Here is a 23,996-nt window from a genome sequence, read left to right on the forward strand (position 1 = left end):
TCCCCAACATATTTGCAAGGTTTTAATGCTCAAATATACAAAATCCTGCAAAGAAAAACAAGAAAAATTACAATTAATTTATTGATTGTCAATATGTTGATGGCGTTTTAAGGAGAGACTATATAAAATGTTGATTTTTTGTGTGACAGCCCAAGATCTAATAAGGAATGGTGAATATGGTTCCTGTCGGCTATGAATGGCGATTTGCCGAGGATCAGACGAATGATGATGACATTCAAAGTATCAGTGATCGGCAGGATCAATATTGCCATGGCAATTGCGGGCGCACTCTGAAGATAATATCTTGGTACTTGGGGAAGTTTTTTGTCGATAAAAATATCGATAAAGTTGATTGCAGTAAACGCGAGCAGAAATCCCAAAATCATGGAACCTGTGTCACCCATGAAAATCTTTTTCGCATTATTACCCGAGAGATTATAAACCAAAAAACCTGCTACCGAACCTATGATCACGCCCGAAAGCACCACCAAAGGGTAATTATATTCTCCCAGCCGGAAATAGCTAATTCCGAACATTGCGCTGCAAAGGATAGAACAGGTTCCAGCCAAACCGTCTATCCCATCAATTAAATTAAACGCATTGATCAATATGATGAAAGTGAATATACTTATGAAAACACTTACATAATAATTAAGCTCATAGATAGCAAATAGACCGAAGAAATTCCTGATCCTCACATCAGAACCAATCACAATCAAGGAGGTCACTACAATTTGGGCGATGAGCTTTTTGTAGGCACGCATCACCACGATGTCGTCCATCACCCCAATATAGAGCAAAATGACCAGTGAGGCAAAAAGAAATTTATAGATTTCAAAAAGCTCGAATGCAAAAATCGACGCACAAACTGAAAGTGAAAAAAACATGGCAATCCCTCCGAGATTAGGGATCTTTCGTAAATGAGAGCTTCTGACACCCGGCTCATCTATCAAATTCTTTTGCAGCGAAATCTTTAAGATGGGTGGAATGGAATAAAAGGTAATTAAAAACGAAAACAGGATCCCCAATACCAACTTTGCATAAAAAAGTGGAATCCCTAAATCCTGGAGTAAAAATTTGATCTGCTGCATAAAATTACCAGAGTGCATTGGTGTATCTGTCTGAAGTAAAACCAGCACGATGTCCATTTCCTCTCCCAAAGTAAAAGAACATCATCACAAAATAGGTCATAAAACCCACATACAAAGTTTTCTTTGCACGGTCTCTCACCGCGTAAACCAGATTCGGCATACAAAACATGGTGACAAAGAACATATAGGCTCCCGGAAGTCGAACCGCAAAAATCTCATTTGACCTGAAAAAATAAAACAGAGCCATCCCAAAAACTGCCAGGTTGCGCATATACTCATACCACCATACCTCTTCGCAGCCTTTCTTGTCGTATCGAATTAATATCGTGATAAATGCCAGTTTCACCAAATCATTTAATCCGGTTTCTACTTGCGTTCCGTAATACCTATCATCTAAATATCCTGTATATGCACCGGAAATATCTTGCGGCGTCATCGAGCTAAAAAACCCTCCTGCAAACCTGTAAAGTTCGAAAGGTGATGAAAGCAGAGCCACCACCAAAACCCAAAAAATCCTGCCACTGTTCATAGGGACCTTCACAATCCAGTAGGCAGGTAAGAACACAATCGAAGTCTTGTGAAAACCCAGCGCAATGTACATGCAGAGCAAAAACATCATCAGGTTTCTCTCCTTGATAAATCTAAAAGAAGCCACGCAAACCGCAATTCCCAAACCCTGCCGCATCTGCCCAGAATCCTCAAAAAACATAATCGGCATAAAATAAAAAAGCAAAGCCAAAGAAGGGAAAGCCACATTTTTGTAGATGGAAGTAAATTTGAGGCTGACTGCAATTAATGCCATGATCAGCGTAACCCAATAAAATGGAAGTCCAAAATCAAAAACCAGCTTGTTGATCAGCACAAAAATCCACTCTATCTCTTCGGTATTGGGGCGAAGCAGTGCCTTGTCCCACACATCGCCATAGGTGGTGTACAGCGAGAAGCCACTAAAAAGCATTTTGTAAACCGGGTAGTCTGCCCCTACATTAATCCGAAAACCCACGGCGACCACAATCAAAACCCCACTGATCCAAACAAAAACACTTTGTTTTTTTTTCAATCTGAAAATCTCAAAATAACTTGCAAACGCAAGAAATAAAAAGATCAAGATGAAAATTGGGTGTAAAATTGGCATCTAAAGTGGTCGTGTTTTTATAAAAGCATTCGCAATAATTTTTGTTGACCCAAAAAATAAAGCAAATAATAAATTTTTTTTCTTAAAGACAAATATAAGAGATAATTTCTTCCAAATCGTTCATATTGAAAGATTTCTGATATAGAAATCCCGTTTTCTTTAATGAATTTCTTTTGGGCCAATGACATTTTCCTGTAAACAGACTCTTCTTTTACCAATGCCAAATAAGCCAAATAAGTATAAACACCTTGCAAAATCTGAAAATTTTTAAGCTCCTCGGTTCTTTCAGAATATTTGGAATTCCTATACACGGCGCTCACTTCACGAACCGCTTCCAAAATATCAAGTCCTTTTTCGGTATGCGTTTTTGTGATTGATTGTGATCTTTCCAAATATTGATAGTGATAATTCTGCGTTTGGGACAAAGTAGTACATTGCAGCAAAAGTTGCGGAATCAGCTGAATATCCTCAAATTGCACTCCTTTTTTGAATCGCCTGCCTTCAAATAATTCCTTTCTGAATAGCTTATTGCAGGCAAAATAGCTCAGGTCAGAAAAAACGGATAAGTTCTCCTCCAAAATTAATTTTTCGGGCAGATGTGGAATTTGGGTGAGTTTTTGCGTTACCGCTCCCTTTTCATTTACTTTCTGCACATTGCAGATCACCAACTCTGCCGAATTTTTTTTCGCCAATTCATACATTTCCAGAAACATATTTTGGGAAACGTAATCGTCGCTATCCACAAATCCAATGAACTCGCCTTTTGCCCTATCAAGTCCGAAATTTCTGGCATCACTTAAACCACCATTTTCTTTGGTGAAAGATTTTATTTGTGCAGGATATTTTTCTTGAAAACCGTTAATGATCATTTGTGAACCATCCGTGCTTCCATCATTCACCACGATGATTTCCAAATCTTCCAAAGTCTGATTCACCAGCGAATCCAGGCATTTTTTCAGATACCTTTCGGTGTTGTACACGGGAACGATGATTGAAACCTTTGCCATCATTATCTTTTTTGATAGAGAAAATAGTCTTTCCCGATGGGTCGGATTTTGTAAATCCATTTCAGAATTTCGGGGGCATTCTGGTGTATTTCTGCAATGGGATATTGTTTCACAAACTGGTAATGGGCATCGAAATACTTGAAGTCTGCCGGTTTCATGTGGTAATAATTTCCACCGGGTTTCTTACCCACCGTTAAGATGTAGTCTGGCTGAAAATCCCTCACAGAATTCATCCACCAAAATTTTTCATCCTTTACCATTTCTTCATTAATCCGTTTGTTGACAAGTCCGACCTCATCATAGGTATAAAGCCCGGTATAAAAAGGAATCTTTCCGGCGGGTTCCAGAATAATTGAATGGTTCATGCCAAAATTTTCTGCCTTGATGTCTTCTGCAATCTGGACACGCTGTGTTTCCTCCATATAACCAATGGCAAAAGACTGCCACAACTGAAAAAGATACAATCCGAAAAAGAGGACACCTAAATACGGAATCAATACTCTTTTCCGCAATTGGAAAATATTTAGGAAATAATAGAGTACCGGAATAAAAAGGAAAAGCCGAGGAAGCCAGTAATACCAATCGAAATAGGCTTTCAATAAAGAAAAAACGGCAATCTTTAGCAGAGCAAAAACTACCATGGCCACCAAAATGATCTTTATTCGGAATGAAATTTTACTTTTTTCTTTGATGATTTTTGAAAATGCAAATGCCAAGAAACCTAAGAACCCAAGGAAAACCGCCACTGTCCACCATGCGTATATTTTGATCAGCCCGCCGTAGTAAGCCCATTGGTAAATGAAATATTCCGGTCCGTAATTTTGTGTCAGGTTTTTATAGGCTAGTTTTTTGGCATAAATCGTGTGATTTACCAACGCTCCGAAATAGAGAAAATTAAAGGCTAAGACGCTGACCAAGCCCAAAATTCCACCAAGAATGAATACAAAATTGATTTTTCTACGAATCACCACATCCACCAAAAAGAAAACCCCCAGGAAAATTGCGGTATCTATTCTGGTCCAAAGCATCAAGATCGGGAACAGCACAAAAGCCCATCTTCGGTCTTTGAAAATACCGTAATAAATTAGACCCGAATAAAGAAAAAATAAAATCCCGTACTCCATCCCCAAACAGGAAGCGGTGAGCGCAGGCGGAGTCATATTGAGAAAAACAACAAAGAATCCCCTTTTCAAAACATCCTGGCTGAAAAGGATTTTGCCTATCCAAATCGATCCCAGTGCAAATAAAATGCTGCTCAATATCAAGACCGGATAAATAAAGTTTTCGCCAAAAACCAACTGAAAAATTGCAGAAACCACCACGTAAAGATGGGTGGTGGAAGCGGAAATCCTTTCGTCTCCATTAAAGCCAATCACGCGGTAATGCAGGAGATTTCTTGCGACACGCCAAGTGATGAATGAATCTTCCTGCAAATGCTTGCTGAGATAAACAGGAACTTTGGTCATTAAAGTAACCAGAATCAACAAAATTGAACTAGAGAAAACTTTAAGCAAGAATCTACTCATCATGTTAAGTTTAAAGATAATGGTCAAAATATCCGTGGATTTTCGCATTGTAACTGCTGCGACTTCGCCTGAAGAAAACAGCAGCGAACCCGCTTTTCAGGAAGCCTGGAATTTATCATTTGTGAGTTTCAGCCTCAAAAATAGGAATTTTAACCTAAACTTGTCCACTTAATCCCTAAAGAGCCGCGGATCGAGAATTCCCCTTTTCGCATTTTCATATTCTATCCTTGAACAGGGAACCAGCTCCTCACTTTTCTCGCTCTCACCAAAATACCACAAGTCGGTGAAGGTCTCTCTCTTGAAAGAAAACTGCTGATCATCGACCATCACCCAAAACGTTTCGAAGTTTTTCTCCTTCGGGTGACTATTTTGGATGTTAATTCCTTCTACCAAATGCCAAATCATCTGCGCCAAAAGTTGGTGATTCAAAAACGCTGCGGAGTCTGCATTAAAGTTAAAAATTCCGGCTGATTTCAGATTTTCACTCAATCCGATCTCTTTCATATAGGCGCATATTTCCCGTCTGTTCAAGCCATTTACCTGAGGATTTACAGAAAAACCATCGCCCAGACTTTCCACCGCATCACAATTCACCGTGACCAAATCGGCTCTTCTGAAAAATGGTTCGGTTTTCTCTGTGGAATTCATCATTTCTGCCAAGCGGATGATTTCAAACTCCACTTCCTTCATGAGTTTTACGGAATCAATCTCATTCAGATGTTTTTGATAACCGAGGTGGTGATAATTTTTAATGCTAAAGCTTTTGGAGCTGAAAATCTTGGCCAGAAAATTCTTCTCATTGATCTCCTCACCTTCATTGGAAAGTGAAATGATATTGGAGATCTGGGTATAGTTGATGTTTTTCTGATGAAAGTTTAATGCAGAAAAAAGCGAAAAAGCCAGATCATTGCTTCCACCCACAATGATGGGGATGGTATTTTTGTAATGGCACATGGAAAGTACTTCCTGCAAAATATAGTGTGAATCCTGGTGCGTCCGTCCCGAAATCAAATCCCCCAAATCGCAGATGGGCACTTCAAAATCAAGCTTCGAAAGACCATATAATTCCCGGCGAACATTGGCGAAATCATTGATTTCTGCATCACCAAATTTAATCCCGCGGTAATCCGAACAAAAAACAAGTGCAATCCCATTTTCTTGAATTTCACCGGAAATCAAGTTTCCAAGCTGCCAACTTTCGGTTTTAAACTCTTTTGGCGGAATAAGGATGTCTTCAAGATTCATGGGGAAAATTGCTATTTGGGTTTTAGGTAAATTCTTTGCTTTTGCACAAATTTAAGTAAAAGAAGCCTGCAAAAAAAACCCAAAATAGAATTTCCATATTCAAAGTCTAACTGTTTAATTCCTGATGATTTTTCGGCTTACAGATTTTCCATTTTTAAGTTGAATCTTCACTAAATAAACGCCCTTCTGCAAAACCGAAGCGTTCACCATTCCCTGTTTCACCATTCCTGTCAATAGAAGTTTTCCAGAGAAATCATAGATTTCAAAGCTTTTTGCATCAGCATTAGCGATATGGAATTCGTCCATGAAAGGATTAGGATAGATTTGGATTTCCAGTTTTGACTGGTTTGCCTGGGTAACGGAAATCACATCCAGAGTTGGTGAGCTTCCCAATGGAAGTCCAAGAAGGCGTTTTTCATCTTTTGCACATCTCACAGACATACCAGCTTGTGGATAGGCTCCAGCGCCGGTCTGCATTTTATTTCCCTGAAATTGCATAGACAATGCATAACCGGTATAAAAATCCGCTAAAGAAGCAGTCCAAACACCGGATCTTTCATAAGAAATATTTTTGTCACCCAGCTCGCCACGCATTCCATCTTTGGGGAAATTACCAATTTGAAAAGTCGTACTAGGGAATTTCCAACCTTGACTCACTGTTTGCCCTTCGTAATAATTGATGATATCATGCCATTGATCCTGGATGACACCCAGTTTTCCATATGCATCATTCTTATAACCATTATACCAAGGTGAACTTCCTTTGGAACCAGAATACAGGTTGGCAAAGTTCACGTCGGGAACCCTCCATCCACTTGGGCAAGGATCAAAAGGTGATTTTCTATCCGCGTGTCCCCATCTGTCATCCGCTTGGGAACGCTCATCAGAAACCCAATCCTTAATCTTTGACAAATCATTTGCGAAATGATTGCCACCATCGTAAATCGCCCCTAATCCCTGCTGATATAGAAATATCAATGGATTTTCGGCAGCAAACTTCATATTTTGTTCCAATTTTATTGCCTTCTTAGGGTTTTGGGAACCGTACTGGTCATAGGATTTGGTGAATTGTTGAGCATATTGAGTCGCATTTACTGCAATTGAGTTTGGAATATACGCACCTCCATTATTAAATTCTGGAAGATAAATGATTTGCGATTTTTGATTGGCAAAGGATGGGATTGGATCTTTCCTTCCCCATTGATAATGTAAACCATTTGAAATTCCCGACTCTAATGACGCATCTTCTGCGCCAAGATTCCGATCCATGAATACAGTCTGCAACGGCGGAAGTTTACTTTGGGTGGGGTTGACAAAATTATAAGAAACCGAAATTGGAGTTTCTGTGCTGTAAGTGAAAGTGTTTTCTCTTGGATCACTTGCGGTTTTCCAAATATGCCAACTCCAGTAAGCGGGATTCGTATTATTGCCTGAATGTAGAGAGACTACAGCGTTCCCGGTTTCTCCTTGTGCAAATTGCACAATGATTACGGATTCCCTAGGATCTTGGGCATTAAGCTGCAGTTTTACATTCGTGATCATGGCAGGATTGGTGGTCCACAAAAGATTCGCGATCAGATTCGAGGTACTTCTGGACTCATGATCCGTAAGCAGCTGATTGTAAACCGAGAAAGCTTTATTGACTGGAATTTCTATGGATGATTCATTGACAATCACATAGGAGTTCGGATTTCCTAAACCGTTTCGGTAGTCTTCTTTTTCGCGAACGAAATATTCTGTAACAAAGTTGCCAATTTGCGCCAAATTAGGATCTTTAATGCATTTCACCGCATTACCGGATCTTGTGGGGTGAGTCTGGTTATTATAGATTGCATGCATCCCAACATTAGTTGTTGTACGATTTGGATCAGAAACCAACGAAAATACGCGGCCCCCGTCAAAACCAAAAGTCGCGCTCCAGAAGGCTCCATTGGCATTGGAATCCTGAAACATGATCCCGACCGGAGCATTTGGTGCAGCATCATTCGGGTAATAAACATACCCCCCCGGATTAGAGATGACGCCCAGATTGCGGGCACCACCTTGCGCATAAGTAAAATCCATACCTAATCCAGGATAAATCTTGATGCCATCTAAACTGGGGTTGGTTTGATTGGGAAAAATCTGTCTGAGATTAACATTAAGATCATCATTGTTCCAATCATGCTTTCCAAAAAAAGACAAGTTGTTGTTTTGTGTTTCCCGACCATAATAAGAAGGAATACGCCATCCATTCGGGCAGGGATCCAATTCGGATTTCAGTTCATAGGAACGGCTCTCATTCTTCAGCGCAGTATTGGAACTATTTGCATTGCTGTTTCCACCTTTGGCATTATCTGCCCACAAATCCCAGGTGAAATAATCTGGGCTTGCTCCGGCAACTCTGTATCTGCTATTTGAAAACCAATTACCGGTAGCGTCAGTATTGATGATATATTTGATGGGATTCTTTACCGAGAACTGAATATTTTTTTCAATCTCATCAAAAGGCCGGATCACAACAGGAATCGTATTGGTCTGGTCAATCTGCTTATGCTTCAAAACGCCCACTTCTCCCGTGATCTCATAAAAATATCCGTCTTTATTAACCAGCGGTGGAAAAGGATCTTTTCGGCCCCATTCATACATCAATCCGCCAGATTTTTGCCACTGGTCATTGAGAAAACTGTTGCTTACTGCTCCCAAATTCCGATCCATATATTCTATTTGGACCGGCGTCATGTTGGCGTCAGTTTCAAAACCATGTGAATAAGTAATTCCGTTGCCGGGATTATCGGTCACCCAAATATGCCAACTCCAATAAATAACTCCAGCCACTTTGAAAGCAACAACGGCGTTGCCTTTTCCTTTGGCAGGGTTTATTTCCACTTTCATTTTGGCATCTTCTGGTGTGGCGCCGCTTACCATGGAAACTTTTGAGATCAGTCCCGGTACATCCTCCCAATACAGACTTGCCTGTTGTTCTCCATCTGGAATTGGGGTATTGGCACCGTCGGTTTTCAAATATGGGTAGTTTGCCCACATCTTGTAGGCTTTTTTCACAGGAATCATGATTCCGCCATAATGATTGGCAGAAGCTTGATCTATATCGAAAATGTAGCTGTTGGGAGCTTTAGAATAATTTGGGGTTTGAGCCGTCACGAGATTTGCCGCCAAGCAAATCACGAACAAATAAAGTCTTATCATGGGGTTAAAAAATATTACATTTCGGTTGTAAACTTTTTAACATCTTTTGTGTGATGATTCTAAAAAATCATTTTGTGGTTATTTTTAACTTCATTTGTGATGGGTCAAATGTATAAAATAAAATCTTACGTAAACCATCATTTTCCATATTATTTTTATTTTTTTTAAGTGGAATCGCAAAATTATACTAGAAACCATCGGTTTTTCGCGATCTGTAGCACTTTAAAATATTCACAAAACCTTCGGAAAATAAAGTATTCACAGTTCGAAAAATAGTTTTGGAGCAAAAGTAGGACACGCAAAACGAGAGAAGTTTCGGTTCTTAACAAAATTCTCATGGTTCATCGAAATAAACCAACAGAAACGCACCAAAAAAAAACCCGCAACTAAGCAGCCGCAGGTTTTGTCCTATTATATATACCGGAAATTTTACTTTTTCTTGACTGCCGTTTTCTTTGCAGCTGCTTTTTTTACCGGCGCTTTTTTGGGTTTTTCTTTGAAGGCATTTTTATCCTGCGCGGTAATCCACTTCTTTACCTCATCCAAAGAAACCTCCTTTAACTCCTCGGCGGTGTATTTTTCGTCTTTTTTGTTTTTAGGAATTTTAAACATCCCTTTTCCGAACTTGATGAATGGTCCCCATCTTCCGTTCTCAATGGAGATTTTCTCTTTTTCCCATTGTTGGATGTAGCGGTTTGCTTCCTTCTCTAACTTCGCGTCAATCAGCTCGTTGATATCGCTTTGCGATAGGTTCTCGAAATCATACTTCTTCGGAACATTCACAAAAATCGACTGGTATTTAATGAAAGGGCCAAATCTACCGGTTCCTTTCGTCACTGGTTCGCCCTTATAAGTAGCGATCGGTGCATCTGCGATTTTCTTTTCCTTAATGATTTCTTCCGCTCTTTCCTGATTTACTGAAAGGGGATCTTCACCTCTTGGAATGGAGATGAATGTTTCTCCCCATTTCACATAAGGTCCAAATCTGCCCATTCCCACGGTTACAGATTTTCCTTCAAAATCTTTCAGATCGAAAGGAATTTTGAATAATTCCAATGCCTCTTCTAAAGTGATTGTCGCTATATTTTGGCTCGCCATCAAACTGGCGAAGATGGGTTTTTCGTCATCATTCTGTTCACCGATCTGCACCATCGGTCCAAATCTTCCAATTCTGGCAATCACATTTTTCCCGGATTTGGGGTCTTTTCCCAGATGCCGTTCTCCGGTTGCTCGTTCTGCGGTTTCCTCCACGTTGGAAATCTTGGGATGGAATTCTTTGTAGAATCCACCCAGAACTTTCTTCCATTCTTCAGAACCATTGGCAATATCATCAAAATTCTGTTCCACTTTTGCCGTGAAACCATAATCCAAAATTTCCGCGAAATTGTTGGTCAGGAAATCATTCACTACTTCACCGATATCGGTTGGGACGAACTTATTTTTATCGCCGCCATACTTTTCTACCAAGACCTGTTTCTTAATCTCTTTGGTCAAGGTCATTTTCACGATTTCTCTTTCGTGCGGAAAAACTTCACGTTTGTCCACATATTCGCGGTTTTGAATCGTTTGAATAGTCGGTGCATAAGTGGAAGGACGACCAATTCCCAACTCCTCTAATTTTTTCACGAGAGCCGCTTCGGTATATCTTCCGGTAGGTTTTGTGAATTTTTCGGTGGCTTCGATTTTTTTATAGGTCAAGACTTCGCCTACCGACACTTTTGGCAGCAGTTTCTCAGTGTTTTCCTCATCGTCGTCATCCGCTTTTGTAATTCCATAAACCCTCAAGAAACCGTCGAAGATAATGACCTCTCCGTTGGCCTCAAAATGTTGTGGAAGTTTTGGATTCCCAATCTCGATGATGGTTTTTTCAATTTTCGCATTGGCCATTTGTGATGCCATTGCTCTTTTGTAGATGAGTTGATAGAGCTTATTCAACTGGGCATCTCCCACAGATTTCACTGAAAAATCCGTAGGGCGAATTGCTTCGTGCGCTTCCTGTGCAGATGCCGATTTTGTGGTGTAATTTCTTGGATTGGAATACTGTTCGCCAAACTCTGAAATGATTTGCGCTTTCGCTGCATTGATGGCTTCTTGCGAAAGATTTACGGAGTCGGTTCTCATATAGGTAATGTAACCTTCTTCGTAAAGTCGTTGCGCAACACGCATCGTAGCAGTAACTCCGTATCCTAATCGGTTACTTGCTTCCTGCTGTAATGTGGAGGTGGTAAATGGTGCCGAAGCAGAGCGGCTCCCAGGTTTCTTTTCCACGTTCAAAACTTTGAACTCCGTATTCTTTGCCTGGTTTAAGAAATCTTCAGCTTCATCTACTTTGGCGAAATCTTTTTTCAGTTTGGCAGAAATATCCTGCTTTTCTCCATTCTGGAAAACCCCATCCACCTTAAATGAAGATTTTGGAACAAACTCACGGATTTCATTTTCCCTATCGACCACTAATCTCACCGCTACGGATTGAACTCGCCCGGCAGAAAGTCCTGTTTTCACCTTTTTCCAAAGAACCGGCGACATTTCAAAACCCACGATCCGGTCCAAAACCCTTCGCGCCTGTTGTGCATTAACCAAATTCTGGTCTATTTTCCGAGGGTTTTCAATCGCCCTTAAGATGGCGTTCTTGGTAATTTCGTGGAAGACGATTCGTTTGGTGTTGTCTTCATTCAGTTTAAGTTCCTGAGCCAAATGCCATGCAATAGCCTCTCCTTCGCGGTCCTCATCGGAAGCGAGCCAAATGGTTTCGGCATTTTTCACCGATGCTTTGAGTTCGCTTACAATTTTCTTTTTCTCCGCTGAAACTTCGTACTCAGGTGTGAAAGTATCCAGGTCAATTCCCATTCCCTTTTTGGGTAAATCACGGATATGCCCGAAACTGGATTTCACTTCGAAATCCTTTCCCAAGTACTTTTGAATGGTCTTCGCTTTCGCAGGCGACTCAACTATGACGAGATTTTTTGACATCCTGAAAATTTTTGCAAAAGTAGAGGATTTTTTTTTAGTGCAAATTTTTCTGCGAAACCCACCATAAAACCGCAAGGTTTTTGCATTCATTTGCATGAAATCATGTTCATGACTTCACTTGAAAAAAACTCTTGTTAAAATTCAATATATATTAAGGTATTACCTTTGTAAAAAGATTGTAAGCATTGCAAAACTTCATCAAAAACAGCATCCAAAGCCAAAAGGTTTTTTACAGATATTTTCGGAGAAAGGGATTCCGAAGATTTCTGAAAGAGAATGTGCTGGAAAGTGAGGGAAGCAATGAAACCAAGGCAAAATCAATTGCACTTGGCATTTTCATTGGGATTTCTCCGTTTTGGGGGCTGCATTCTTTTTTGGCGATTTCGCTGTCGGTTTATTTCAAGCTGAATAAAGTACTGACTTTCATGGCATCGCAAATTACTTTTCCACCCCTGATTCCATTCATCATTTTCCTTTCGGTATTGGTGGGTGCGCCATTCGTGGGTGGTGAAACTTCATTTGAAAACATCACTTTCGACATGGAATTCGTGAAGAGCAATTTGCTCCAATACGTCATCGGAAGCCTAATTTTGGCATTTTTTGCCGGCGTTTTTTTTGGAATTCTTTCATATCTTGTTTTGCGTTTGTTTTCGAAAAATTGAACATCAAACCGTTTTTGCACCGTTTTGGAGCAGATAATGCGATGAAATCTTCATTTTCATCCACACAAATTCATTTATAAAATGAGATATTGATTATTTACCATAAAATTTCTTACTTTCGTCCAATTACCTTAATATGATTGACCTAAAGCAAAATACCTTAAAAAAAAATTGACCAAAAACCATTTAAGTCGTCACGAAGAAATTCCAGAATTCAGGGTCCACTAACAAAACATGAGTCCTTTTGAAACCATCATTGAAAACGAAACCTACGGAAGCATTTTATATTTTGCGCTGGGTGGTCTTATCCTGCTTTCAGCGTCCCACATGATGATGTTCTTAAAGAACCGGAGCAATTCCTACCTGCTGTACAGCTTGTATGTTTTCACTTCATTTCTGGCGTATCTTCCGGTTGCAGAAAGCGGCTTCATTCTGAACCTTCAGGAATTCCTTCAGCTTGATTACCGCTCCAAGCAATTCTTTACTTTTACTTTCAATTGCATTTATTTTTTCTTTTTTACCACATTCTTGAACATTAAAAAAATGAATAAAAAGTGGTACAAAATAATCACCATTCCCGTTATTATCCTTTTGTTGCTCAATATTTTAAGCTATGTGATGGTTTTGATTTTTAAGAATGAGCAGCAATTTTACTTTCTTCAAAAAACCTTCATCATTCTCATTACCATACAAACCATCATTTCTTTTGTGATCTTAATGAAAGTAAAAAACAACCTGAAATACTACATTCTTTTTGGGGGCATTTTTTTATTTCTGTCTTCCATGATCGGCGAAAAATCAATTCGCAATCTTCCATTCATCAACATTTCTAAAAAAATGGGCGATTTCATATTTTATATGGGACTGTTCGTGGAAAATGTTGCATTTTCAGTTGCATTGGGACATCGGCAACGGATCATCACCAATGAGAAAAAAATATTCCATGAAAACTTTGTTAGTGAACTCAAGAAAAACGAACTGCTGAAAAACCAGATTCATACGGAAAGCCAAAAAAGAATGCTTGTGGAAAACCAACAGATCAATTATCTTCAGGAAATTTCAGACTTAAAACTTTCCATATTGCAAAGCCAGATGAATCCGCATTTTATTTTCAATGCACTGAACTCAGTAAAATACTATATTCTGGAGCACGACACCGAGAATGCGGCAGCATATCTCACCAAATTCTCCAGAATCATCCGCACCATTCTGCACGCATCCACGGTGAAATATTTCACTCTGGAACAAGAACTGGAAACGATCAAGATTTATGCGGAAATAGAAAATCTTCGATTTGCCGAACCCATCGATTTCAGCATTAAGGTTTCCCCTGAAATCGATTGCACTGCAGTGACACTTCCACCCATGGTTTTGCAGCCGTTTATAGAAAACGCCATTGTCCATGGAGTTTCCACCGTTTCCTATAAAAAGATTCACACTGAAATCAGCAAAAAAAATGGCTTCATTGAAATCACCATTTCTGATAACGGCATCGGTCGAAAAGAAGCCGCTAAAAAAACAAAAGCCACTTCCCAGCAAAATCGCAAATCAATGGGAATCCAGATCGCGAATGAAATGATGGGCACTTATTTTGAAGACCAGAAACATCGGATCACCTATATCGACCTGGAAGAAAACGGCACCGCCAAAGGAACGAAGGTAATCATTGAAATCCCGTGCCGCAACGAATTGAACTGAAAGGAAAACTAGATTTCCGCTAAAAATTCCGTATATTCGCAGCCTTAATTTTCCGAACAGAATTTGCTGACAATGAAGAAGTTTAACGAATATAAAAACCTTGACTTAACCGCAGTTTCAGATCATATCATAAAATTCTGGAACCAACATGAAACCTTTAAGAAATCCGTTGAAATCCGAGAAGGACAACCGGAGTTCGTTTTCTATGAAGGGCCCCCTTCGGCAAACGGAATGCCGGGAATTCACCACGTGATGGCCCGTGCAATTAAAGATATTTTCTGCCGTTTCCAAACCCAGAACGGGAAAAAAGTTTTCCGAAAAGCAGGATGGGATACCCATGGTTTACCTATAGAATTGGGTGTGGAGAAAGAATTGGGAATCACCAAAGAAGATATCGGCATAAAAATTTCGGTGGAGGATTACAACAAAGCTTGTCGAGAAGCGGTAATGCGCTATACGGACGTTTGGAATGACCTTACCGAAAAAATCGGTTACTGGGTGGACCTGGAAAATCCATACATCACCTACGAACCGAAATATATGGAAACCGTTTGGTGGCTTTTGAAGCAGCTTTACAACAAAAATTTGCTGTACAAAGGTTACACCATTCAACCCTATTCACCAAAAGCAGGAACGGGGCTTTCTTCCCATGAATTGAATCAGCCGGGAACTTACCGGGATGTTTCGGATACCACAATTGTGGCCCAGTTTTCGGTTAAGAAATTTTCGGAAAATCTGGCTTCCAGACTTTCCATGCTCCAACTTTCCAACACTCCAACCCGAATTCTGGCCTGGACAACAACTCCGTGGACTTTGCCCTCAAACACGGCACTTGCGGTGGGAAAAGACATTGAGTATGTTTTGGTGAAAACCTTCAACCAATATACTCTTGAGCCGATCAATGTGATTTTGGCGAGAGTGCTTCTGGAGAAAAACTTCGGCAAAAAATATGCAGAAGGAAATGATGAGGATTTCGCCAATTATAATGCTGAAAGCAAAACTATTCCCTATCAAATCCTTGCAGAATTTAACGGTTCGGATTTGGCTGGAAGTGAATACGAACAATTGATCCCATGGTTTTTGCCGGCCGAAAATCCGGAAAAAGCATTCCGGGTGATTGTAGGAGATTTTGTAACCACGGAAGACGGAACCGGAATTGTGCATATCGCGCCGACTTTTGGTGCAGACGACAACCGCGTTGCACAGGAAAACGGAATACCGCCCATGTTGGTGAAAGATTCCCATGATAACCTGGTTCCACTGGTGGACTTGACCGGAAAATTTTTGAAAGGCGATCGGGTTCCTGAAATTTTCGGGGGGAAATACATTAAAAACGAATATTATGACGATGGAACCGCACCCGAAAAATCTTGGGATGTGGAATTGGCAATCCTCTTAAAAACAGAAAACAAAGCCTTTAAGGTAGAGAAATACGTCCACTCCTATCCGCATTGTTGGCGAACGGATAAACCGGTTTTGTATTATCCTTTGGATTCTTGGTTTGTGAAAATGACTTCAGTTAGAGACCGCTTGGTGGAACTGAACGAAACCATCAACTGGAAACCAAAATCCACCGGAGAAGGTCGCTTTGCCAATTGGCTGGAAAACGTCAACGACTGGAATCTTTCCCGTTCAAGATATTGGGGAATTCCTTTACCCATCTGGAGAAGCGAAGATTTGAAAGAAGAAAAAATCATCGGTTCCGTGGAAGAACTGATGATCGAAATTCAGAAATCCATCGACGCAGGATTAATGGCGAAAAATCCTTTTGAAGGATTTGAAATCGGAAATATGTCTCAAGAAAATTATGCTAAGATCGATTTGCATAAAAATTATGTGGATGAAATCATCCTGGTTGCGGATTCAGGTAAGCCGATGAAGCGCGAAAGCGATTTGATTGATGTTTGGTTTGATTCCGGTTCAATGCCTTATGCACAATTGCATTATCCTTTTGAAAACAAAGAATTGATCGATGACAGAAAGGCGTTTCCTGCAGATTTCATCGCAGAAGGTGTTGACCAAACGCGTGGTTGGTTTTATACCCTTCATGCCATTGCGACGAGCGTTTTTGATTCGGTAGCCTATAAAAATGTAGTTTCAAATGGTTTGGTTTTGGACAAGAACGGCCAGAAAATGTCTAAACGACTTGGAAATGCGGTGGACCCATTTGAGACTTTGAAAAAATACGGTCCTGATGCCACGAGATGGTACATGATTTCCAATGCAAATCCGTGGGAAAACCTGAAATTCGATGTGGAAGGAATCGATGAAGTTCGCCGAAAATTTTTCGGAACCCTTTATAATACGTACTCGTTTTTTGCGCTTTACGCAAATGTTGACGGATTTAGTTATGCAGAAAAAGAGATCGAAAACCGCCCGGAAATTGATCGGTGGATTTTATCAGAACTACATATTTTGGTGAAAGAAGTCACCGAATTTTACCAAGACTATGAACCTACAAAAGTAGCAAGAGCGATCAACACTTTTGTAAATGACAACTTAAGCAACTGGTATGTAAGACTTTGCAGAAGACGTTTTTGGAAAGGCGATTACACCGATGATAAGATTTCGGCATACCAAACTTTGTACACCTGTCTGGAAACTGTGGCGAAAATTTCCGCACCCATTGCGCCATTCTTTATGGACCAATTGTTCCAGGATTTGAATTCCGTCACCGGAAAAGATAGTGCCGAAAGTGTGCATTTAACGGAATTTCCAAAAGTAGAAGAGCAACTGATCGACCTTAATCTGGTAGAGAAAACCCATTTGGCCCAAACTATTACTTCGATGGTGTTTTCATTAAGGAAAAAAGAAAATATCAAAGTTCGTCAACCGCTTCAAAAAGTGATGATTCCCGTTTTAGACCAAAAAACGGAAGAACAGATTTTGGCTGTTTCGGAGCTCATCAAGCAGGAAGTGAATGTGAAAGAGTTGCAGCTGATCAATGCGGAAGAAGCATCTCATCTGATTGTGAAACAAATCAAGCCGAACTTCAAAACTTTGGGTGTGAAGCTTGGAAAAGACATGAAAACCGTTGCCGCAGAAATCAACGCGATGAATTCTGACCAAATTGCTAATTTGGAAAAAGAAGGCTCCATGACGATTTCTGGACACGAAATCGAATTGGCAGATGTGGAAATTTTAACCAAAGACATTCCGGGATGGACCGTGACCAGTGAAGGAAAAATCACTGTGGCATTGGATTTGACGATCACCGATGAATTAAGATCTGAAGGAATTGCCCGGGAATTCATCAACCGGATTCAGAATTTGCGTAAAGACAAGGATTTTGATCTAACCGACCGAATCTCAATCACTTTGGAAGAAAATTCGGCATTCAGGAAAGAAATTATCAACAATACGCCATATATTTCAGCAGAAGTATTGTGCAATCAAATAGAATTTGTAAATTCACTGTCAATTTTTGACGAAATCGAGATTGAGGATCTGAAATTTAAAGTAAACGTAGAAAAAGTTTAACATTGTTCGATCTTATTGAATTTTTTTTACCCATTTGAACCCATTGAACCAAATTATTATGACGGAAGACAGACAAAGATACAGCGATGCAGATTTACAGGAATTTAAGAAAGTGATTCTGGAAAAAATAGCCAAGGCTGAAAGAGATTTGATGCTCATCAACGAAAGTTTCCTGAATGACCAAAATAATGGAACCGACGATACTTCGCCGACTTTCAAAGCATTCGAGGAAGGCGCGGAAACGCTGAGTAAGGAACAGAACGCCATTCTGGCAGGAAGACAGGAAAAATTCCTGCGTGACTTGAAAAACGCATTAATCCGCATCGAAAATAAAACTTACGGAATCTGCAGGGTAACCGGAAAACTCATCCCGAAAGAAAGACTCATGGCTGTTCCGCACGCTACGCTGAGCATTGAGGCAAAGAATATGCAGCGGTAAACTCGTCTAAATGTACTAACTAAAATGTGCATTGTATAAGGTGTTCCAAAAAATACGTTATGCATTGTACATTTTATATTTTAGCCATTTTACTCATGAATACAGTATTAATTATTTTGGCCGTCGCCATTATTTTCGCCTATTTTTTCCGCAAAGAAATTAAGGAGAAAGTTTTGCCAGATGAAGAAAAAAATTATACCATTGACGACAAATTCAATTCTGAAAAGATTTCCAGAAAAAAGGAAATTGACCAGCTGCTGAGTAAAATGGGCGAAAACGGAATAGATGATTTGTCTGAAAAAGATCGAAAAAGGTTGGACGAATTATCGAAAAAATAAGAATAAAGCATTGTTAAGTCTCAAAGCCTTAACAACGCCCCCACCAAAAAATAAGAAAATGGAATCAATCATCGTTCACCCCAAAAACCAAATGGAACTCAATGCGCTGAAAAGCACCTTGAAGGAAATGGGTATCAAATTTGAAAAATTTCACACCCGGAATCCCAGAACTGAAAACAGACCATCTGTAAAAAAAGAAACCAAACCAAGAAAATAGACACAGGACGAAGAGAACTGAGAATAGGATGAAAAACCCGAGCTCTCATCTCCAAATCTAACCTCTCATCATGAAGAAAATAGCACTCATCACCTTACTCATCCTTTTTATTGATCAGGCATCCAAATTCTACATCAAAACCCATTTCCAGTTGGGAGAAAGTATTCCCGTTTTGGGACAGGATTGGTTTCGGCTCACTTTTGTAGAAAATCCGGGAATGGCGTATGGATTTCATTTCGGCGGATTAATCGGGAAGTATTTTTTGGTCATCGTGCGGCTTTGTCTGATTGGCGGAATGATTTATCTTTTCAGAAAGTGGCTTAAAGAGGGAATTCACAGCAATTATCTTTTGCTTCCGATGGCGATGATTTTTGCAGGAGCTATCGGAAATCTGATCGACGGGATGTTTTATGGATTAATTTTTGACAGCGGAAGTGTTTACGAAGAAAACATCCAAAGATGGATTGATTACGGCGGAGTTTCCAAAATCGTTCCTATTGGCGAGGGATATTCGTCTTTTATGAAAGGCTGCGTGGTGGACATGCTCCACTTCCCACTGGTGGACTGGAATGTTCCTGAAAACTTTCCGTTGATTGGCGGAAAACACATCGAGTTCTTTAAATATATTTTCAATGTTGCGGATTCCGCGATTACCGTTGGAGCGGCTTTGTTGTTGATTTTCAGGAAAAAGGCTTTCCCGAATGGATTGGAATTTTAATCCTTAGAAAAAAGAACATAGACGAAATTAGTAAGTTCTGATGAAAGTTTTAAAAAAAATAACCTCCCTGTTCCTGATACTTTTTGTGTTGGGAATTTTTTCTGTTTGGCTAGCCAACTTGACGGTTACCAAAAGCAGCGCAAAATATGTCACTTCTGACCTCTCCAAACTTGGCAATCAAAAAGTGGGTCTGGTTTTGGGAACCAGCGAAAAAACCGGAAGAGGATACCCGAATTACTATTTCAGATACCGCATCGATGCCGCCGAAAAACTCTATAAATCCGGAAAAGTACAATACCTGATCGTAAGCGGCGACAATTCCCAAAAGGATTATAACGAGCCGGAAGATATGATGAACGCGCTCATTGCCCGCGGAATTCCGAAGGATAAAATCTACCAGGATTTTGCCGGTTTCCGTACGTTGGATTCGGTACTTCGGGCCGAAAGTATTTTTGGACAAAAATCCTTCATCATCGTTTCGCAAAAATTCCATAATGAAAGAGCAGTTTATCTTGCACGAAAAAACAATATCCAAGCTTTTGGCTTCAATGCTACAGACGTGAGAGAAATGGGCGGGCTGAAAACCAAAAACCGTGAATATTTTGCCAGGGCAAAGGTTTTTGTGGATTTGCTTTTCGGGGTGGATTCCAAGTTTGGTGGGGAGAGGGTCATCATTCCGTAGTACAAATCCGAACTTTTTCCCATTTCACTCACACGCCTTCCAAACCGAATCATTTTCGGGAACCGGAGCGATGATTTCAAGATGTTCCTTTGTTACCGGATGAACGAACTCCAATTTTCTGGCATGAAGATGAATTCCGCCATCCGGATTTGAGCGTGCGGATCCGTATTTTAAATCGCCTTTGATTGGAACTCTGATTTTAGACAGCTGAGCACGAATCTGATGATGACGACCGGTTTCCAAATCGATTTCCAACAATTGAAAATTATCCAACACTTTAATTACCTGATAATTAAGGATAGATTCTTTCGCTCCGGGAGTCGGTTTTGGGAAAACAGTGGCTTTGTTGGTTTTTTCGTTTTTTTGCAAGAAATGGATCAGCCGCTGACTTTGCGGAATCATTTCTTTTGGAACCACCGCCCAATACGTTTTCTTGATTTCACGGTTTTTCACCATTTGGGTCAATCTCGAAAGGGCTTTTGATGTTTTCGCATAAATGACCAATCCGGAAGTTGGCCGATCGATTCTGTGCACCAAACCCAAAAAAACATTTCCCGGTTTTTGATCCCGTTTTTTAATGAAATCCTTGATCAGTTCCAGCAGTGAAAAATCACCGGTTTTATCGCCTTGAACGAGCTGCCCCACCTTTTTGTTGATGACCATCAGGTGATTGTCTTCAAAAATAATTTGCGAGGCACTGAAGTTTTGACTTTCGTTCATGGATAAAATTTATGGCTCCAAAATTAAGGTAAAATCTGCACTTCCAAAGAATGTGATTTTGACCTTTTAATGTAAAGAACACCTGTCAATACAAATTTTCAAAGAAGTGCTTTTGCGAATCGAAAGCGATTTCATCCACATTGATTTCAGATTTCTTAATCCATACTACCTCGCTAATTTCTGATAACTCCATATTAACCTCGAACTTTTCGTCAACCACGTATTCGTAAAAAAGATCTAAAGTATTGTACCAGATGTTTTTGTAAAGATAAACATTCGGTAAGCTCGCCAGATAGCGGAGTCTTGAAATAGACACCTTAAGTTTCAATTCCTCAAGAAGCTCGCGGCTGCACGTTTGCTCGGCACCTTCTTTGGGATCCACAAACCCTCCCGCCAGATCTAATTTTCCTTTTTGGGGTTCTTGGTTTCTGCGGGTGAACAGAATTTCATCGGCGCAACGAATGACCAGGGCAACTGCAGCCGCAACATTGTGAAACAAAACGTAATCGCAATTTGAACAGCTCCATTTTTTTTCACCATCCCAGATCAGGGTTTCATGGCCACATTTTGGACAAAACTTTAATTTATCCATTGACAACCCGGTTTCTTGGATGGTAATTGATAATGACGTCCCGAAGTTCTTCATTTTTCAGATGGGTATAAATTTCGGTGGTAGTAATGCTGGAATGTCCCAACATTTCCTGAATATACCTCAGATCTGCCCCGTTTTGCAAAAGATGCGTGGCAAACGAGTGCCGGAAAGTGTGCGGCGAAATTTTCTTACTGATCCCTGCTTTTTCGGCCAACTCTTTGATGATGATGAAGACAATTACCCTGGACATGGCAGATCCGCGGCTATTCAAGAAAAGGATGTCTTCACATCTTTTGTTGATTTTGCTTTTCACCCGAACATCTCGCATATAATCTTTGATCAGTTTTGCGGTAAACTCTGCCAACGGAACAAACCTGGTTTTATCTCCCTTTCCCTGAATTTTTACGTAGAGTTCTTTAAAATTGATGTTGGAAATCCTCATATCAATCAATTCCGAAACCCGTAAACCGCAACCGTACAGGACCTCAATCATGCAGTGGTTCCTTTGTCCCAGATCCGTGGAAACATCAATGGCATTAATGATCCGTTCCACATCTTGCAGACTCAGCGTGTCCGGAAGATAAAGCCCCAATTTGGGACCTTCCAGCAAAATGGAAGGATTATCATCCCGAACTTCGTCTTCGGAAAGATAATTAAAAAATGCTTTGATGGACGAAATCCATCTCGCCTGAGTGCGCTCGCTGAATTTTTGTTTGGAAAATTGAAACAGGTATTCCTGTATATTTTCATGAGAAATCTCGAGAGGACCGGTATTTTCAAGTTCCTGTTCCGAGTAATCGCGGAGTTTTCGAATATCCCGCAAGTAAGCATCAAGTGTGTTTTCAGAAAAGTTTCGCTCGAATCTTAGAAAATTTTCGAAGTCTGTAATTTTTTCATCCCATGTCATTTTTTTGTGTTTTTAATTGTGTTATTATTGGTTTCTAGGTTAAGTCTTCATCACATATTTTCAATATTTCTATTCCATGATTTCTGAGAAATTCTATTCCGTCGTTGTCAGAATAATCATCCACATAAACTATTTTTTTTATTCCTGCCTGCAGAACGAGTTTGCTGCATTCCTTACACGGGGATAGGGTCAGATATAGTGTTGCATCTCTTGCAGATTGGGTGGATCCGGCCAGTTTCAAAATTGCGTTGGCTTCAGCGTGTAGAACGAACCAATGGGTTTTTCCTGCACCGTCTTCGCAACAATTTTCGAAGCCGGAAGGCGTTCCATTGTATCCGTCAGAAATAATCATCCGGTCTTTTACGATCAGTGCTCCGACTTGTCTTCTTTTGCAGTAAGAAAGTTTTGCCCATTCTTTGGCCATTTTCAGATACGCTATGTCAAACTTAGTGACGATCATTTATCTTTGGTACTATTATAAATATCAAGGCTACAATTCTTTAACTATGGTTTAGAAAGTCGGTTTTCTCTTTTCAATAAAAGCTGCAATGCCTTCTTTTTTGTCTTCCAGCTCGAATAGCTCACCGAAAGATTTGATTTCTTTTTCAAAACCAGCATCGGTCTCAGAAAGGTTTACCGCTTCTATCGCCTTTGAAATAGCTATCGGAGAGTTTCTGGAAATCGTGATTGCCAATTCCTTCGCTTTTGGTAAAAGTTCTTCCAGGCTGAAAACATCATTCACCAATCCAATTTCCTTCGCCCTTTGAGCGGAAATCATTTTTGCCGAGAAAATCATTTCACTGGCTAAACCTTTTCCAACCAATTTTGGCAATCTTTGGGTTCCTCCATACCCTGGAATTAATCCTAAAGTCACTTCAGGCAGTCCGAGTCTGGCATTTTCAGAAGCATAGCGGATATGGCAACTCATAGCCAGTTCCAATCCTCCACCTAATGCAAAGCCATTGATTGCAGCAATAACGGGTTTGTTCAAGTTTTCAATCTTATCGGTCATGCTTTGGTGACCTTTTCTGGAAAGCTCCTCGGCTTCTGCGCTGCTAAAATCTGAAAACTCCTTGATATCCGCACCTGCAACGAATGCTTTCTCCCCACTTCCGGTGATAATCGCCACGCGGATACGCTGATCTTTGGCGATATGATCCAATGCTTCACTGAGTTCGGAAATGGTTTTCACATTTAGCGCATTCAGACTTTGAGGTCGATCGATGGTGATCGTGGCGATTGATCCCTCTGTTTCGAAAATGATATTCTCGTATGACATATTTGTTTTTTGTTATTGAATCATTTAAGATAATGCAAATTACTACTTTTTCTTGATAAGATAAAACCTTTTGAATTATTTTATGAATACTTGGATTCTAAACA

At 40.1% G+C, this 23,996-nt stretch carries 20 protein-coding genes; 8 read left to right on the top strand and 12 right to left on the bottom strand.

What is annotated here, in order from left to right; translation table 11 throughout:
- Positions 1 to 107 precede the first annotated feature (107 nt).
- The 7 genes from L0951_RS02790 to topA all read right to left on the bottom strand — a co-directional run bounded on the left by L0951_RS02790 (position 108) and on the right by topA (position 12,160).
- Positions 108 to 1,091 (bottom strand): MraY family glycosyltransferase, encoded by a 984-nt coding sequence (locus L0951_RS02790; RefSeq protein ID WP_234109342.1) that lies wholly within the window; start codon positions 1,089 to 1,091, stop codon positions 108 to 110.
- A gap of 4 nt (positions 1,092 to 1,095) precedes the next feature.
- Positions 1,096 to 2,151, bottom strand: coding sequence for an EpsG family protein (locus L0951_RS02795; RefSeq protein ID WP_234109343.1), 1,056 nt, complete (start codon positions 2,149 to 2,151; stop codon positions 1,096 to 1,098).
- Between the two features lie 92 nt (positions 2,152 to 2,243).
- Complete coding sequence (locus L0951_RS02800; protein WP_234109344.1) at positions 2,244 to 3,233, bottom strand: glycosyltransferase family 2 protein; 990 nt, start codon at positions 3,231 to 3,233, stop codon at positions 2,244 to 2,246.
- A gap of 2 nt (positions 3,234 to 3,235) precedes the next feature.
- Entirely contained in the window at positions 3,236 to 4,759 is a 1,524-nt protein-coding gene (locus tag L0951_RS02805; RefSeq protein WP_234109345.1) for a hypothetical protein, read from the bottom strand.
- A gap of 168 nt (positions 4,760 to 4,927) precedes the next feature.
- Complete coding sequence (locus L0951_RS02810; RefSeq protein ID WP_234109346.1) at positions 4,928 to 6,004, bottom strand: arginase family protein; 1,077 nt, start codon at positions 6,002 to 6,004, stop codon at positions 4,928 to 4,930.
- A 114-nt stretch (positions 6,005 to 6,118) separates the two neighbouring features.
- Positions 6,119 to 9,190: a T9SS type A sorting domain-containing protein gene (locus tag L0951_RS02815; RefSeq protein ID WP_234109347.1), complete on the bottom strand. Its 3,072-nt coding sequence runs from the start codon at positions 9,188 to 9,190 to the stop codon at positions 6,119 to 6,121.
- 429 nt (positions 9,191 to 9,619) lie between these two features.
- Positions 9,620 to 12,160: a type I DNA topoisomerase gene (topA, locus tag L0951_RS02820; protein ID WP_234109348.1), complete on the bottom strand. Its 2,541-nt coding sequence runs from the start codon at positions 12,158 to 12,160 to the stop codon at positions 9,620 to 9,622.
- A 185-nt stretch (positions 12,161 to 12,345) separates the two neighbouring features.
- Between topA and L0951_RS02825 the strand changes: the two genes are divergently transcribed.
- The 8 genes from L0951_RS02825 (at position 12,346) to L0951_RS02860 (ending at position 20,394) form a co-directional block, all read left to right on the top strand.
- Complete coding sequence (locus L0951_RS02825) at positions 12,346 to 12,822, top strand: DUF2062 domain-containing protein (RefSeq protein ID WP_234109349.1); 477 nt, start codon at positions 12,346 to 12,348, stop codon at positions 12,820 to 12,822.
- A gap of 234 nt (positions 12,823 to 13,056) precedes the next feature.
- On the top strand, positions 13,057 to 14,520 hold the full coding sequence (locus tag L0951_RS02830; protein WP_234109350.1) for a histidine kinase: 1,464 nt from the start codon (positions 13,057 to 13,059) through the stop codon (positions 14,518 to 14,520).
- Positions 14,521 to 14,592: 72 nt separating this feature from the next.
- Positions 14,593 to 18,000: an isoleucine--tRNA ligase gene (gene ileS, locus L0951_RS02835; protein ID WP_234109351.1), complete on the top strand. Its 3,408-nt coding sequence runs from the start codon at positions 14,593 to 14,595 to the stop codon at positions 17,998 to 18,000.
- Between the two features lie 58 nt (positions 18,001 to 18,058).
- Positions 18,059 to 18,439, top strand: a complete 381-nt coding sequence (locus tag L0951_RS02840; RefSeq protein ID WP_234109352.1) for a TraR/DksA family transcriptional regulator — start codon at positions 18,059 to 18,061, stop codon at positions 18,437 to 18,439.
- A gap of 95 nt (positions 18,440 to 18,534) precedes the next feature.
- Positions 18,535 to 18,777 carry a DUF6576 domain-containing protein gene (locus L0951_RS02845; protein ID WP_234109353.1) on the top strand — a complete coding sequence of 81 codons (243 nt, stop codon included), beginning with the start codon at positions 18,535 to 18,537 and terminating at the stop codon, positions 18,775 to 18,777.
- 58 nt (positions 18,778 to 18,835) lie between these two features.
- Positions 18,836 to 18,994: a DUF2683 family protein gene (locus L0951_RS02850; RefSeq protein ID WP_234109354.1), complete on the top strand. Its 159-nt coding sequence runs from the start codon at positions 18,836 to 18,838 to the stop codon at positions 18,992 to 18,994.
- A gap of 70 nt (positions 18,995 to 19,064) precedes the next feature.
- A complete protein-coding gene (locus tag L0951_RS02855; protein ID WP_234109355.1) occupies positions 19,065 to 19,712 on the top strand; it encodes a lipoprotein signal peptidase in 648 nt (215 codons plus the stop codon).
- Positions 19,713 to 19,749: 37 nt separating this feature from the next.
- On the top strand, positions 19,750 to 20,394 hold the full coding sequence (locus L0951_RS02860) for a vancomycin high temperature exclusion protein (protein ID WP_410685999.1): 645 nt from the start codon (positions 19,750 to 19,752) through the stop codon (positions 20,392 to 20,394).
- Between the two features lie 24 nt (positions 20,395 to 20,418).
- Here L0951_RS02860 and L0951_RS02865 read toward each other — a convergent pair whose 3' ends face one another.
- The 5 genes from L0951_RS02865 to L0951_RS02885 form a co-directional block, all read right to left on the bottom strand.
- Complete coding sequence (locus L0951_RS02865) at positions 20,419 to 21,114, bottom strand: RluA family pseudouridine synthase (RefSeq protein ID WP_234109357.1); 696 nt, start codon at positions 21,112 to 21,114, stop codon at positions 20,419 to 20,421.
- 85 nt (positions 21,115 to 21,199) lie between these two features.
- On the bottom strand, positions 21,200 to 21,706 hold the full coding sequence (locus L0951_RS02870) for an NUDIX domain-containing protein (protein WP_234109358.1): 507 nt from the start codon (positions 21,704 to 21,706) through the stop codon (positions 21,200 to 21,202).
- Complete coding sequence (xerD, locus tag L0951_RS02875) at positions 21,699 to 22,613, bottom strand: site-specific tyrosine recombinase XerD (RefSeq protein ID WP_234109359.1); 915 nt, start codon at positions 22,611 to 22,613, stop codon at positions 21,699 to 21,701. The genes L0951_RS02870 and xerD overlap by 8 nt, the downstream gene beginning before the upstream one ends.
- Positions 22,614 to 22,647: 34 nt before the next feature.
- Positions 22,648 to 23,073 (bottom strand): deoxycytidylate deaminase, encoded by a 426-nt coding sequence (locus L0951_RS02880; protein WP_234109360.1) that lies wholly within the window; start codon positions 23,071 to 23,073, stop codon positions 22,648 to 22,650.
- Positions 23,074 to 23,124: 51 nt separating this feature from the next.
- Positions 23,125 to 23,892: an enoyl-CoA hydratase-related protein gene (locus tag L0951_RS02885; protein WP_234109361.1), complete on the bottom strand. Its 768-nt coding sequence runs from the start codon at positions 23,890 to 23,892 to the stop codon at positions 23,125 to 23,127.
- Positions 23,893 to 23,996: the final 104 nt, after the last annotated feature.

The sequence above is a fragment of the Chryseobacterium sp. R2A-55 genome (assembly GCF_021401085.1).
Lineage (GTDB): Bacteria > Bacteroidota > Bacteroidia > Flavobacteriales > Weeksellaceae > Kaistella.